Raw genomic sequence first — 13,150 nt, 5'->3', positions numbered from 1 at the left:
AGATTGAGCGCCGCCAGCGCACAGGAACCGGAATGTACTCAAAGTACATGAGGATTCCGCATCGCTGAGCCAATCTCTGCGTGCCAATCTTCGATTGGCTCAGCGATGGATTCGCACGCAGTCTACCGGCACTCAAGATGCGAAGGCGCAGCCGTCTAATGGGATAGGCGCTCACTCGGCCGGCAGGTCCACCAGTCGTCTCAGCCGCGCCCAGTCGAAGAACGGGCCGGGATCGGTCTTGCGCCCCGGCGCGATGTGTTCGTGGCCGGTCATGCCGGTCAGCCCCAGTTGTTGCTTGAGCAGGCGCGCCAGCGCGATCAGGGTACGGTACTGGGCGTCGGCAAACGGCTCGAAGTCGCAGCCCTCCAGTTCCACCCCGAGCGAGAAATCGTTGCAACGCTCGCGCCCATGCCAGCTCGACACCCCGGCGTGCCAGGCGCGCTCGGTCACCGGCACGAACTGCACCAGCTCGCCGTCGCGGCGGATGAAGAAATGCGCCGAGACGCGCAAGTGGTGGATGGTGGCGTAGTAGGGATGCGCGGCAGGGTCGAGCGTGTTGGTGAACAGCTGCTCCACGCCCGGACCGCCGTAGCGGTACGGCGGCAGGCTGATGTTGTGCACCACCAGCAATTCCGTCGCCACGCCGGCGGCGCGCGCGTCGCGGTTGGGCGAGGGACAGCGGCGCGCCTCCGGCACCCAGCCGGCGGCGTCGAGCGACAGCGCCGGCAGCACCGCCTCGTCGGGGGGACGGCGGTAGCCCAGCCGCCATAGCGCCAGCCCGCCCGGCGAGTGCCAGCGCTGCTCCGGCACGAAGCCGGCCTTGCCGTAGAGGCGCAGTGCCGCCGCGTTGGCCTCGGCGGTGTCCACCGTGACGCGCGGCGCGAGCGCCAGCAGCGCATTGACCAGGCGGTAGCCCCAGCCCTGGCCGAGATGGGCGGGATCGACCACGGTACGCTGGATATGCACCGTATCGCTCTCCTCCTCGTACACCAGCAGACCGCGCAGCGCCGTGCCCTCGAACGCGCCGAGCAGACGATAGGGGCAGGCCGTCACAGCCGCCGGGCTATCCCACAGCAGCGGCAGGTCGGGCGGTTCGCCCAGCCAGTCCAGTTCCACGCGGTGGGCCGCCAGCTGCAGGCGAAACGCGGCTTCGGCCAGGCCCGGCTCGGCCAGATCGGGGGCGCGCACAACGAACGGTTGATCCATGGGGAGACTCTTGGTAACGAGCGAGAGACGCAGCGCCGCACCACGGGCGCATACCCCGTCATTGTGGTGCAGAAGCGCGGCGCCGGCCAGCCTGCCCGGCGTTTCTTGAGCGCAGTCATGGCCGCGCGCGCCGGGCTCGGGCACACTGGACGCCTGCCATCCCACCAGGAACCTGCCATGCTGCGACTCGACAATCTCGGCCAGAATGCCGCCCCCAGCTTCGACGCGCCGCTGGAGATGCTCGGCGCCTGCCACGACAAGGTGCGCCACTTCTGCAGCCTGCTCGACAAGCTGCCCGGCTATCTCGCCGCACAGGGTGTCACCCCGGCACTGCAGAGTTCGGTGGCGGGTATCCTGCGCTACTTCGACGTGGCCGGCCCGGCGCACCACGCCGACGAGGAAGACGAGCTGTTCCCGCTATTGCGCCAGCGCCTGCCCGACACCGACACGCCGCTGGCGCGGCTGGCGGCCGATCACGTCATGTTCGGCCAACGCTGGCAGGCGCTGCGGAAGCAACTGCTGGCGCTGCAGGACGGTACGGCGGCGCGGGTCGACGCCGAAGCGATCCACGCCTTCACGGTGCATTACCGCAGCCACGCCCAGCTGGAGGAGGACTGGCTGTTCCCGCTGGTTGCCGCCACCCTGAGCGAGGAGGAGCTGCGCCAGGCCGGGCAGCGCATGGCGGCGCGGCGGCAGCAACCGGGCTGAGGCTTCGGCCAACCTTATCCAACAAAAAACGGGATGGTACGCCATCCCGTTTTTATTGGCTCCGAAGCATCATCAGGCTCAGAGCGGGTGAAAGACATCGTTGCGAGCACCCCCAGGCTGGTTCGACCCAAGGAAGATCGAATGACTCAGCCGTACAAGTGGTACGGCGAGCATCACAGGACCGGAATGGAGGTGCACAGCAGATTTATTCACCAGATCTCAGGCTGTCAGCTCCAGCAGCGCCTGATACGACTCGACGAACAGCTTGAGACCGTCCTGCTGCAGCTTGTCGCCGACGGCGACAAGGTCGATACCGGAAGCGCCGACGCGGTGCAACACCGTCATCGCTTCCTCCAGCCCGTGCGGCAGGGTCTCGGCGGCGGCGCCGTGGTCGCGGAACGCCGCCAGGGTGGCGTCCGGTACGGTGTTGACGGTTTCCTGGCCGATCAGGCTGGCGACGTACAGCACGTCGGAGTAGGCCGCATTCTTGGTCCCGGTGCTGGCCCACAACAGGTACTGCGGGCGTGCCCCGGCGGCGCGCAGCGCGGCGAATTCGGCGCCGTGGAAACGCTGGCGGTAGCGCGCGTACGCGGCCTTGGCCAGCGCCACCGCGACCTTGCCCTGCAGCTCTGGTGCCAGCTGCGGATCGAGCAGGCTGTCGACGCGCGACAGGAAGAAGCTCGCCACCGCCTTGACCGGCTTGACGTCGTTGCCGTCCTCCAGGCGCTGCTGCAGGCCGGCGAGGTAGCCGTCCCACACTGCCTCGACCTGGGGCAGGCTGAACAGCAGCGTAATGTTGACGTTGACGCCCTCGCGGGTCAGGGTGCGCAATGCCTCCACCCCGGCGGCGGTGGCCGGAATCTTGATCATCAGGTTGGGACGAGCGACCGCCTGCCACAGCCGGCGCGCCGCGGCCAGAGTGCCGGCGGCATCGTTGGCCAACAGCGGCGACACTTCCAGGCTGACGTAGCCGTCGTCGCCGGCGCTGGCGCGGTACTGCGGGGCCAACAGGTCGCAGGCGGCCTGGATGTCCGGGATCACCAGCGCCTCGTAGCACTGCTCGGCGTCCAGCGCGCGCAGTTTCAGTGCGGCCAGGTCTTCCTGATAGCGCGGGTCGCTGGCGATGGCCTTGTGGAAGATGGTCGGGTTGGAGGTCACGCCGGCGATGCCGTCTTCCTCCACCAGGCGCGCGAGCGTGCCGGAGGCCAGCAGTTCACGCGACAGGTTGTCCAGCCAGATACGTTGGCCGAAGGGACGGATGGCTTGCAGGCGGTTCATGGCGTACTTCCCGGTTGGTTGAGGGGTATTCGATGACAACAGGAAGATCATCTTAGCGCGGCACAGCGGCCCACGCCAAGGGCAGGATCACGCGCTCAGGCCGCTTCCGGCTCGGCCATCTGGGAGCGGTTGAACACCACGCTGAAGGTGCTGCCGCGCTCCGGCTCGCTGTGCACCTCGAGGCGCGCCTGGTGGCGCGCCACCACGTGCTTGACGATGGCGAGTCCCAGCCCGGTGCCGCCATTGCCGCGCGAGCGGCCGCGGTCGACGCGGTAGAAGCGCTCGGTCAGACGCGGGATGTGTTCGCGCGGAATGCCGATGCCGCTGTCCTTGACCGAGAACACCAGCTTCTCGCCCTCCTCCTTCCAGCATAGCGTGACGTCGCCGCCGTCCGGGGTGTAGCGCACCGCGTTGGACACCAGGTTGCCGAACGCCGAGTGCAGCTCCTGGGCGTTGCCCCACAGCCACAGCGACGTGTCGCGCTGCAGCCGGATCTGATGGCGCCCCTGCGACAGCCCCTCGGCCTCGACCATCAGCGTGTCGAGCAGCTCGCTCATGTTGACCTTCTCGTTGGCGGTGTTCTTCGGGCTGTTCTCCAGCCGCGACAGGATCAGCAGATCCTCCACCAGGCTCTGCATGCGCCGCGACTGCTCCATCATCATCGGCAGGAACTGGCGCAACAGCGCCGGGTTGTCCGGCATGTCGGAGAGCGTCTCGAGGAAGCCGCCGATCACCGTCAACGGCGTACGCAGCTCGTGCGAGACGTTGGCGACGAAGTCGCGGTGCACCGTCTGCACCCGCTCCAGCTGGGTGATGTCGCGCGACAGGATCAGCTTGCGGGTGGAGTCGAACGGCACCAGCTGGATGCTCAGCACCCGCTCGTCAGGCTGGGAGGAGCGCAGGATCAAGGGCTGGCTGAAGCGGTCCGCCTTCATGTAGGCGTTGAACGCCGGCTGGCGGATCAGGTTGAAAATCTGGTTGCCGACGTCGCGCTTGCGGTCGAGCCCGAAATGCTCCACCGCCATCGGGTTGAGCCACTCGATGCGGTCGTGCTCGTCCAGTACCACCACGCCGTCCGGCATCGCCTCGCCGGCGTTGATGAAGCGCTCCACGGTTTTGGTCAGCTTGCGCTTGCTCTGGCTTTGCATCTTGCTCTGCCGGTACAGCGTGATGAACACCGTGTGCCAGGCACCGAAACCATCCGGCACGCGCTCGGCCGAGGGGTGCTGGAGCCAGCGCAGCAGCAGCGCGAGGTGATAGAGATGGAAGGCGAGCCAGCCGCCCAGGCCGATGCAGAGCACCAGCAAGGCGTCGAGCGCGCCGGAGGCCCACCAGAACCCCAGCCCGAGCAGCACGATGGCCACCAGCCAGAGCAGCGTACGCTGTGCAAATTCGCGCAAAAAAGCCTACCTCACTGTTGCGTGGAGAAGCGGTAGCCGGTGCCGCGCACGGTCTGGATCAGGCCATCGTGCCCGGTCGCTTCCAGCGAGCTGCGCAGGCGGCGGATGTGCACGTCGACGGTGCGCTCCTCGACGAACACGTGGTCGCCCCAGACCTGGTCGAGCAGCTGCGCGCGCGAGTGCACCCGTTCCGGGTGGGTCATGAAGAAGTGCAGCAGGCGGAATTCGGTCGGGCCGAGGTCGATCGGATTGCCATCGGTGCTGACGCGGTGGGTGGCCGGATCGAGCCGCAGGCCCTTAACCTCGACCGCGTCGTCGGTCATTTGTGGCGCACGGCGGCGCAGCACCGCCTTGATGCGCGCCAACAGCTCGCGCGGCGAGAACGGCTTGGTGATGTAGTCGTCGGCGCCGGTTTCCAGCCCGACGATCTTGTCCTGTTCGTCGGAGCGCGCGGTCAGCATGATGATCGGCACCTGGCGCGTGCGCTCGTCGGCGCGCAGGCGCTTGGCGATGTCGATGCCGGAGCCGCCGGGCAGCATCCAGTCCAGCAGCACCAGGTCCGGCAAGGCATTCTTGACCAGCATCAGCGCGGCCTCGGCGGTGCTGGCGCGCAGCACATGGTGGCCGGCCTGGGTCAGGTTGAACGCTATCAGTTCCTGAATGGCCGGTTCGTCTTCAACGAGCAGAATGTTCGCAGGCATGATGATCCATTGGCAGAGAGTCTGCCCAGAGGATAAGAAGCGGGGATTACAGAAATATGACATTTCCCGGGAAATGCCAAGTCACGGTAACAAAGTCGGGGGAAACAGGCAAAAAAACAGGCCTGTCGCAAGACAGGCCTTGAAGGATCGTCGTCAATACTAAAGAGAAATGACTTGAGACCGGGGACAAAGAGATCACCAGAACAGCGACCGCTCCCGACGCATCGGGCACACCTCGGGGGGTCCACGTATCCAGTCCAAGGAGCGTGCCGCCGTCCCGCGGGACGGTAGCGCGCTGCCTCATCACGGAACGTATTGTACGTAGGCTGCGGGGCCGAATTAATAAGAAAACCGTCGATTTACCGGGGTATAATTTTCGTTTCAACGCATATTTCCGGCTAACGCCTTCGAATCCAAAGTGGACAAATTCGATCACAAGATTCTCGCTGCACTGCACGAAAACGCCCGTCTCAGCTTCGCCGAGCTGGCGCGACGGGTGAACCTGTCGGCCCCCGCGGTGGCCGACCGTATCGACAAGCTGGAGCGCGCCGGCATCATCACCGGCTACCACGTCGGGGTGGACCTGGCGCGGCTGGGCTTTCCGATCCAGTGCGTGATCGAGCTGACGGTGAAACACCTGGAGTTCTACGCCGTGCTGGAGAAACTCAAGGACGTGCCGGGCATCGTGTCGTGCGAGTCGATCACCGGCAGCAGCGGCCTGCTGCTGAAGGTGGCGGTGGACACCATGGCGGCATTGCAGACGCTGATCGCCGAGCTGATGCAGTACGGCGACACCAAGACCTCGATCGTCATCGACACCCCGATCACGCCGCGCCTGCCGCCGCTGCCGGTGGACTAGGCGGGGCGCGGCTCGGCCTTCTTCCAGCCGATCAACACCACGCCCGCCACGATCACCACCAGCGCGCCCAGCTCCTGGCGGCCGACCTGCTCCCCGAGAAACAGCACCCCCAGCAGCACCGCGATCACCGGGTTGACGTAGGCGTAGCTGGTGGCGGTGGCCGGACTGACGTTGGCGAGCAGATAGAGATAGGCGCTGTAAGCGATCAGCGAGCCGAACACCACCAGGTAGCCCAGCGCCAGCCAGCCTTCGAAGGTGGGCACCGCCGCCAGGCGCTCGCCGCTTGCCACGCTGGCGACCAGCAGCGCGATGCCGCCCATCAGCATCATCATGGCGCTCGCCATCAGGCCGCCCGGCTGCGGCAGGTGCTTGCTCCAGGCCGAGCCGAGCGCCCAGCCGGCGCAGGCCAGCAACAGCAGGATGCCGCCCAGCGGGCTCAGCGACAGGCTGCTGCCCATGTTGAGCAGCGCGATGCCGGCCAGGCCCAGCCCCATGCCGGCCCACTCCAGCGGGCGGGTGCGCTGCCCGAACAGCCGGGCGCACAAGGTGGTGAACAGCGGCACCGTCGCCACCATCAGCGCCGCCACGCCGGACGACACGCTCTTCTGCGCCACCGTCACCAGGCCGTTGCCCATGCCCGGCATCAGCACGCCGAGCAGGGTGGAGCTGCCGAGCTGGCGCCAGTTCGGCAAGGCCTCGCCGCGCCACAGCAGAAACGACGCCAGCACGGTGCCAGCGATCACGAAGCGCACCCCGGCCATCAACAGCGGTGGCCACGAGTCGACGGCGACGTGGATGGCGAAGTAGGTCGAGCCCCAGATCAGGTAGAGCGACAGCAGGGCGGCAAGGGTAAGGGGAGGCACGCGGCGCGGGGACATGGCAGGACATCGCATCGGAAACAGGATGACATCATCCCACTGCCGGCACGAAATACAAGGCAGGTGGACGCGACAAGACTGTTCGCGCAGGCGAACAGTGGCTTCGGCCAACCTTGGCGGCTAGGCCGAAGCCGGTATCGCGGGCAGGTTCTCAGCGCGTGGCGAGACGCTGCAGGATGTTGGAGAACTCTTCCATGAAGGTGTCGAAGCGCGACGCCAGGCGGTCGACGTCGGCGGCGAAGCGGTTGTAAGCCACCACCGCCGGAATCGCCGCGAACAGGCCGATGGCGGTGGCCACCAGCGCCTCGGCGATGCCGGGCGCCACCGTCGACAGCGTCGCCTGGCCGGCGTTACCGAGGCCGATGAAGGCGTGCATGATGCCCCACACCGTGCCGAACAGGCCGATGTAGGGGCTCACCGAACCGACCGTGGCGAGGAACGAAGTGTGGCTGTCGAGGCGGTCGAGCTCGCGCTGGGCGGCGGCGCGCATGGCGCGGCGCGCCCCGTCCATGATGTCGGACAGCTCGGCGCCGCTACGGCCGCGCTGCTTGAGGAACTCGGCGAAGCCGGACTGGAAGATGCGCTCCATGCCGACGGTGTCGCCCTGCTGGCGTGCATCCTCGTACAGCCGGTTGAGGTCGGTGCCGCCCCAGAAATTCTGCTCGAAGCTTTCGCTGTGGCGCCGTGCCGAGCGCAGCGTGCCGAGCTTGCTGATGATCAGCGTCCACGACAGCACCGACAGCAGCGCCAGCCCCAGCATGACCAGTTGCACCACCAGGCTGGCGTTCAGGATCAGGCTCATGAAAGAAATCGGTTGCAAAGCTAGTTCCTCGTTACAAACGGCGCGTGCGCTTCAGCGGAGCACGCGGCCGGTTTCAAAATCGATGATGGTGGAGGGACGGCGGCTGCCGCCGATGCGTCCCGGCAACGTCAAGACCGCGGCACCGAAGGCGCGGCGGCAGGCTTGTGCGGTTTTCAGCGACGTCTGCCCGGCGCGGTTGGCCGAGGTCGACACCAGCGCCGTCCCCAGCGCGCGGCACAGCGCCGCCGCCTCGCCGTGCGCGGTCACCCGCACCGCGATCTTGTCGTGCCGCCCGCGCAGCAGCGGCGGGACGCGCGGCGAGGCCGGCAGCAAAAAGGTATAAGGACCAGGCCAGTAGCGGGCAAGTTCCGCTTCCTCGGCCGCCGACAACGGGCGGATCAGCGGACGCACCTGCGCCAGCGAGGCGGCAATCACGATCAGGCCCTTGTGGTTGGGGCGTGCCTTGAGCGCCAGCACGCGGCGGATCGCTGCAACATTGAACGGATCGCACCCCAGGCCGAAACAGGATTCGGTGGAATAGGCCAGCACACCGCCCTGCTGCAGCACAGCCCTGGCCCTCCGCAACAGCGCAACGGCGGGCAGGCGCGGCAAGGCCCGGCGCCCACGCGGCGGGGTAAGAGGACGACTCATGACGATGGGGGTGACGGCAAAAGCGCCATTCTAGCAGAGCCGCCGCCGCCCCGGCGGCGGCGTCCCGCAAAACCCGGCCGCTTCAATGCAGGTAGCGGTCGACGATCTTCTGTATCACGCCTTCCTCGCGCATACCGCCGAGGCTGGTGTTGAGCTTCTGGATCAGCGCGTCGTCGGTAGACTTGTTGCAGGCGAGATAGAGCTGCACCGTCTTGAAGGTGAGCACCGGGTGGATGCCGACCTGCTTCTGCTGTGCCGCGAGATACGCGCCCTGGTACTTGCCGGTGGCCCAGTAGTCGATGCGGCCGTCGGCCAGCTTGCGCATGTTGAGTATGTCGGCCGGCACCAGTTCGACGCGGTAGCCGTTGCTCATCAGGAACTGGGCGGTGGCATCGCCGACGTAGCCGCCCAAGAGGTAGGGGCGGACGTCTTCCAGTGCGCGCACCGGGCGCGTGTCGTCGTTGCGCGCGAACAGCACCCAGGGGTTGTCGACCAGCGGTCCGACCCACTTGAACTGCGCCTCGCGATCCTCGCTGCGGGTGGTGGAGTAGACGCAGGTGGCGGGATTGTCGCGCGCGTTGGTGAAGGCCCACACCCACGGCTGCAGCTCGATGGTGTAGGGCACGCGGGCGCGTTTCATCATCTCACGCACGATATCGGTCGACAGTCCCACCACGCTGCCGTTCTTGGCGCTCATGTTGTAGGGAGGGTACGACTCGGTGAGCACGCGCAAGGGTTTGGGAGCGGCGCCGGCATGGCCGGTCAGGGCGAACAGCGCACACAGGACGGCGATCAGGTAGCGACGGGCCATGATATGCTCCTGTTTCCACGGATGATTCAGTATGGCCCATGGCGCGGCGCTGCCAATGAAAAACGGCACCCGAGGGTGCCGTCTAATGCCTTGGAGCAGGTATGGCTTGTGAAAGAAACCCTCCCACAAGGATTCCCTGTGCTCAGGGCCGCGGCGCTAAAGCCGGTTCGCCCCAAAGAGGCGAGTAACGATGCCGCCGTACACATGGTGCGGCGAGCATCACAGGGCCGGAATTGGAGCGTGCCGTCGCTTTATCCACAAGCGCACCGTTCTCAGCCGCGCCGGTGCAACGCCTTGCTGCCGATGTCGCGACGCAGCTGCTTGCCGGCGAAGCGGATCTGGTCGGCCACGGCGTAGGCCTTGCCCTGCGCCATGCGCACGCTGTCGCCCAGGCCCACCACGCACAGCACGCGACCGCCGTTGGTGACCACGCGGCCTTCGCCGTCGAACGCCGTACCGGCGTGGAACACTACAGCGTCGTCGTCGCTGGCCTTGGACAGGCCGTCGATCAGGTCGCCCTTGCGCGGGCTTTCCGGGTAGCCTTCGGCCGCCAGCACCACACCCAGCGCCACGCGCCGGTCCCACTCCGCCTCGACGCGGTCGAGCTGGCCGTTGACGCCGGCCTCAAGCAGCACGGTGAAGTCGGACTTCAGGCGCGCCATGATCGGCTGGGTTTCCGGGTCGCCGAAGCGGCAGTTGAACTCGATGGTGAACGGATTGCCGTCCTGGTCGATCATCAGCCCGGCGTAGAGGAAGCCGGTGTACTCGTGACCGTCCTTCTTCATGCCCTGCACCGTCGGCAGAATGATCTCGCGCATCACGCGCGCGTGCACGTCCGGGGTCACCACCGGTGCCGGGCTGTAGGCGCCCATGCCGCCGGTGTTGGGGCCCTCGTCGTTGTCCTTGAGGCGCTTGTGGTCCTGGCTGGTGGCCATGGCCAGCACGTGCTCGCCGTCGACCATGACGATGAAGCTGGCTTCCTCGCCTTCCAGGAAGTCCTCGATCACCACGCGGGCACCGGCGCTGCCCATCTTGTTGCCGACCAGCATGTCGTCGATGGCGGCGTGCGCCTCGTCCAGCGTCAGCGCCACCACCACGCCCTTGCCGGCGGCCAGACCGTCGGCCTTGATCACGATCGGCGCACCCTTGCCGTCGACGTAGGCGTGCGCCGCGGCGGCGTCGGTGAAGGTCTCGTAGCCGGCGGTGGGGATGCCGTGGCGCTTCATGAACGCCTTGGCGAAGTCCTTGGAGCTTTCCAGCTGCGCGGCGTACTGGGTCGGGCCGAAGATCTTCAGCCCTTCGGCGCGGAAGGCGTCGACCACGCCGGCGGCCAGCGGCGCTTCCGGACCGACCACGGTGAGCTCGATCTTCTCCTGCTTGACGAAGGCGATCAGCTCCGGAATCGCGCTGATCGCCACGTTGGTCAGGTGTGGGTCGAGTTCGGTGCCGGCGTTGCCGGGCGCGACGAATACCTTGGACACGCGCGGCGACTTGGCGATACGCCAGGCCAGGGCGTGTTCGCGCCCGCCGGAACCGATAACCATCACTTTCATCTGTGTTTCCTCAATCTTTCAATGACGGTGCCCGGACCAGGCCGGGCACACTCAAAAACCGTAACGGGCGAACAGGAAGACCACGTTGCCGTTGCCTTTGCCGCCGGGGATGTAGGTCCCCATCAACGCCAGCCGCTTGTACTGCACCGACGCCAGCGGCAGCACGCCCGGCACCGGGAAGTAATGCAGGGTGTCCGAGCGCGAGGTGAGGAAGGCGGTGAAACCGAGCCCGGCCTGCCAGTTCTCGCTGAAGTGGTGCCGGCTCTGGTAGGCGTAGCCGGCGATCGGCTCGAGATCGTTGTGCGAGTCGAGAAAGGCCATGGCGTAGAGGCCGTGCCAGTCGCCGTCGTCGTCGACCAGGCCACGCCCCAGACCGAAACCCCAGGCCTGTTCGTTGAACGAGTCGATCTTCTCCGGCCGGTAGGCGCTGCGCAGGTGGTAGGCGTAGCCGGGCAGGTAGACCTCGCCCTGCCCTTGTTGCCACACCTGATCGACGCGGCGGCAGGCCGCGTCGAGCCAGCCGTCGCCGTCACTGCAGCCCCAGGCCGGGACGGCGCTGGCCAGCAGCAGGGTGAACAGGACGGAGCGGCTCATGGCGGTCATGTGTGGCCGAAGCGCGCTTCGGCCAACCTTTCTCGTGGTTCGCCGCGCTCAGTGGCGGAAGTGGCGCACACCGGTCAGCACCATGGCGATGCCATGCTCGTCGGCGGCGGCGAACACTTCCTCGTCGCGCATCGAACCGCCCGGCTGGATGATGGCCTTGATGCCCTGCTCGGCGATGACGTCGATGCCGTCGCGGAACGGGAAGAAGGCGTCCGACGAGGCCACCGCGCCCTGCAGCGTCAGGCCGGCGTCCTGCGCCTTGCGCGCGGCGATGCGGGTGGAGTCCACACGGCTCATCTGGCCGGCGCCGATACCGGCGGTCTGGCCATTCTTGCAGAACACGATGGCGTTGGACTTGACGTACTTGGCGACGCGCCAGGCGAACAGCAGGTCGCTCATTTCCTGCTCGGTCGGGGCGCGCTTGGTCACCACCTTGAGCTCGTCCAGGCCGACGTTGCGGATGTCCGGGGTCTGCACCAGCACGCCGCCGCCGACACGCTTCAGTTCGAAGCGGTTGGCGCCGGCTTCCAGCGGAATCTCCAGCACGCGCACGTTCTTCTTGGCGGCGATGACGGCCTTGGCCTCGTCGCTGAAGGCCGGGGCGATCAGCACTTCGAGGAACTGGCCGGTCACGGCTTCCACGGTTTCGGCGTCGACCGGGCGGTTGAAGGCGATGATGCCGCCGAAGGCCGAGGTGGTGTCGGTGGCGAAGGCCAGGCGGTAGGCGGTGAGCGGGTCGGCCGCGACGGCCACGCCGCACGGGTTGGCGTGCTTGACGATGACGCAGGCCGGCTGCTCGAAGGTCTTCACCGCTTCCCACGCCGCGTCGGAATCGGCGATGTTGTTGTAGGACAGTTCCTTGCCCTGCAGCTGGCGGTAGTTGGCGATGGAGCCGGCGGCCGGGTCGAGGTCGCGGTAGAAGGCGGCGGCCTGGTGCGGGTTCTCACCGTAGCGCATGTCCTGCACCTTGACGAACTGGGTGTTCAGGCGGTTCGGGAAGGCGGTGCGTTCCGGCACCCCGGCCAGCGAGCCGGCGGCCAGGCTGGTCAGGTAGTTGGAGATGGCGCCGTCGTAGGCCGCGGTGTGGGTGAACGCCTTCTTGGCCAGCTCGAAGCGGGTGGCTTTGGACAGCTGGCCGTCGTTGGCCTTCAGTTCGTCGGCCAGGGTGGCGTAGTCGGCCGCGTCGGTGACGATGGCGACGTGCGCCCAGTTCTTGGCGGCGGAGCGCACCATGGTCGGGCCGCCGATGTCGATGTTCTCGATGGCGTCTTCCAGCGGGCAGTCCGGGTTGGCGATGGTGGCTTCGAACGGGTACAGGTTGACACACACCAGGTCGATGTTGCCGATGCCGTGTTCGGCCATCTTGGCCACGTGCTCGGGCAGATCGCGTCGGCCGAGGATGCCGCCGTGCACTTTCGGATGCAGCGTCTTGACGCGGCCGTCCAGCATCTCGGGGAAGCCGGTGTAGTCGGACACTTCGGTCACCGGCACGCCGGCTTCGGCCAGCAGCTTGGCGGTGCCGCCGGTCGACAGGATATGCACGCCGAAGCCGGCCAGGGTCTGGGCGAATTCGAGAACGCCGGTCTTGTCGGAAACGCTGATCAGCGCACGTTCGATCTTGGTCATCGTTAATCTACCACTCAAGGAAGTCATAAAAATCCGAAAGCAGGCGCCCGGTGAGGGTGGCCTGCTTTCCCATT

13 protein-coding genes and 1 pseudogene are annotated in these 13,150 nt (G+C 66.9%); 2 read left to right on the top strand and 12 right to left on the bottom strand.

Translation table 11 applies throughout. From position 1 onward, the window contains the following. Positions 1-171: 171 nt before the first annotated feature. Positions 172-720, bottom strand: coding sequence for a 1,6-anhydro-N-acetylmuramyl-L-alanine amidase AmpD (gene ampD, locus FURADRAFT_RS20870; RefSeq protein WP_236261512.1), 549 nt, complete (start codon positions 718-720; stop codon positions 172-174). 96 nt (positions 721-816) lie between these two features. Beyond that, a pseudogene (locus tag FURADRAFT_RS20865) lies at positions 817-1,206 on the bottom strand (GNAT family N-acetyltransferase); the annotation flags it as partial. Between the two features lie 177 nt (positions 1,207-1,383). Between FURADRAFT_RS20865 and FURADRAFT_RS00345 the strand changes: the two are divergent. Next, the gene (locus FURADRAFT_RS00345; RefSeq protein WP_008952089.1) at positions 1,384-1,914 is read left to right on the top strand and encodes a hemerythrin domain-containing protein; all 531 of its coding nucleotides are present in this window, start codon (positions 1,384-1,386) and stop codon (positions 1,912-1,914) included. Positions 1,915-2,133: 219 nt separating this feature from the next. Here FURADRAFT_RS00345 and tal read toward each other — a convergent pair whose 3' ends face one another. The 3 genes from tal to phoB all read right to left on the bottom strand — a co-directional run bounded on the left by tal (position 2,134) and on the right by phoB (position 5,293). After that, positions 2,134-3,192 (bottom strand): transaldolase, encoded by a 1,059-nt coding sequence (gene tal, locus FURADRAFT_RS00340; RefSeq protein WP_008952088.1) that lies wholly within the window; start codon positions 3,190-3,192, stop codon positions 2,134-2,136. Between the two features lie 95 nt (positions 3,193-3,287). Beyond that, entirely contained in the window at positions 3,288-4,592 is a 1,305-nt protein-coding gene (gene phoR / locus FURADRAFT_RS00335) for a phosphate regulon sensor histidine kinase PhoR (RefSeq protein WP_008952087.1), read from the bottom strand. Between the two features lie 11 nt (positions 4,593-4,603). After that, the gene (gene phoB, locus FURADRAFT_RS00330) at positions 4,604-5,293 is read right to left on the bottom strand and encodes a phosphate regulon transcriptional regulator PhoB (protein WP_008952086.1); all 690 of its coding nucleotides are present in this window, start codon (positions 5,291-5,293) and stop codon (positions 4,604-4,606) included. A 418-nt stretch (positions 5,294-5,711) separates the two neighbouring features. Here phoB and FURADRAFT_RS00325 point away from each other — a divergent pair, with 418 nt between their 5' ends. After that, positions 5,712-6,152 carry an Lrp/AsnC family transcriptional regulator gene (locus FURADRAFT_RS00325; protein ID WP_008952085.1) on the top strand — a complete coding sequence of 147 codons (441 nt, stop codon included), beginning with the start codon at positions 5,712-5,714 and terminating at the stop codon, positions 6,150-6,152. Here FURADRAFT_RS00325 and yedA read toward each other — a convergent pair. The 7 genes from yedA to purH all read right to left on the bottom strand — a co-directional run bounded on the left by yedA (position 6,149) and on the right by purH (position 13,076). After that, positions 6,149-7,030: a drug/metabolite exporter YedA gene (gene yedA, locus FURADRAFT_RS00320; RefSeq protein ID WP_008952084.1), complete on the bottom strand. Its 882-nt coding sequence runs from the start codon at positions 7,028-7,030 to the stop codon at positions 6,149-6,151. The genes FURADRAFT_RS00325 and yedA overlap by 4 nt on opposite strands. Before the next feature lie 151 nt (positions 7,031-7,181). Further along, on the bottom strand, positions 7,182-7,832 hold the full coding sequence (gene tolQ / locus FURADRAFT_RS00315) for a protein TolQ (protein WP_008952083.1): 651 nt from the start codon (positions 7,830-7,832) through the stop codon (positions 7,182-7,184). 51 nt (positions 7,833-7,883) lie between these two features. Continuing rightward, complete coding sequence (locus FURADRAFT_RS00310) at positions 7,884-8,399, bottom strand: L-threonylcarbamoyladenylate synthase (RefSeq protein ID WP_008952082.1); 516 nt, start codon at positions 8,397-8,399, stop codon at positions 7,884-7,886. Positions 8,400-8,565: 166 nt separating this feature from the next. After that, positions 8,566-9,294: a substrate-binding periplasmic protein gene (locus FURADRAFT_RS00305; RefSeq protein ID WP_008952081.1), complete on the bottom strand. Its 729-nt coding sequence runs from the start codon at positions 9,292-9,294 to the stop codon at positions 8,566-8,568. Between the two features lie 272 nt (positions 9,295-9,566). Next, the gene (purD, locus tag FURADRAFT_RS00300) at positions 9,567-10,847 is read right to left on the bottom strand and encodes a phosphoribosylamine--glycine ligase (protein WP_008952080.1); all 1,281 of its coding nucleotides are present in this window, start codon (positions 10,845-10,847) and stop codon (positions 9,567-9,569) included. 51 nt (positions 10,848-10,898) lie between these two features. Next, on the bottom strand, positions 10,899-11,441 hold the full coding sequence (gene pagP / locus FURADRAFT_RS00295; RefSeq protein WP_236261501.1) for a lipid IV(A) palmitoyltransferase PagP: 543 nt from the start codon (positions 11,439-11,441) through the stop codon (positions 10,899-10,901). A 57-nt stretch (positions 11,442-11,498) separates the two neighbouring features. Beyond that, entirely contained in the window at positions 11,499-13,076 is a 1,578-nt protein-coding gene (gene purH, locus FURADRAFT_RS00290; protein WP_040652105.1) for a bifunctional phosphoribosylaminoimidazolecarboxamide formyltransferase/IMP cyclohydrolase, read from the bottom strand. Positions 13,077-13,150 lie beyond the last annotated feature (74 nt).

It is taken from the genome of Pseudogulbenkiania ferrooxidans 2002 (assembly GCF_000174355.1).
GTDB lineage: Bacteria > Pseudomonadota > Gammaproteobacteria > Burkholderiales > Chromobacteriaceae > Pseudogulbenkiania > Pseudogulbenkiania ferrooxidans.
Note: the sequence above shows the minus strand (reverse complement) of the source record. Positions and strands in the feature narration are given on the sequence as shown.

Excerpts from the sequence above, each read along its gene's own strand:
- FURADRAFT_RS00345 (WP_008952089.1), top strand. The coding sequence starts at position 1,384 with ATGCTGCGACTCGACAATCTCGGCCAGAATGCCGCCCCCAGCTTCGAC.
- tal (WP_008952088.1), bottom strand. The coding sequence starts at position 3,192 with ATGAACCGCCTGCAAGCCATCCGTCCCTTCGGCCAACGTATCTGGCTG.
- phoB (WP_008952086.1), bottom strand. The coding sequence starts at position 5,293 with ATGCCTGCGAACATTCTGCTCGTTGAAGACGAACCGGCCATTCAGGAA.
- yedA (WP_008952084.1), bottom strand. The coding sequence starts at position 7,030 with ATGTCCCCGCGCCGCGTGCCTCCCCTTACCCTTGCCGCCCTGCTGTCG.
- tolQ (WP_008952083.1), bottom strand. The coding sequence starts at position 7,832 with ATGAGCCTGATCCTGAACGCCAGCCTGGTGGTGCAACTGGTCATGCTG.
- FURADRAFT_RS00305 (WP_008952081.1), bottom strand. The coding sequence starts at position 9,294 with ATGGCCCGTCGCTACCTGATCGCCGTCCTGTGTGCGCTGTTCGCCCTG.
- purD (WP_008952080.1), bottom strand. The coding sequence starts at position 10,847 with ATGAAAGTGATGGTTATCGGTTCCGGCGGGCGCGAACACGCCCTGGCC.
- pagP (WP_236261501.1), bottom strand. The coding sequence starts at position 11,441 with ATGAGCCGCTCCGTCCTGTTCACCCTGCTGCTGGCCAGCGCCGTCCCG.
- purH (WP_040652105.1), bottom strand. The coding sequence starts at position 13,076 with ATGACCAAGATCGAACGTGCGCTGATCAGCGTTTCCGACAAGACCGGC.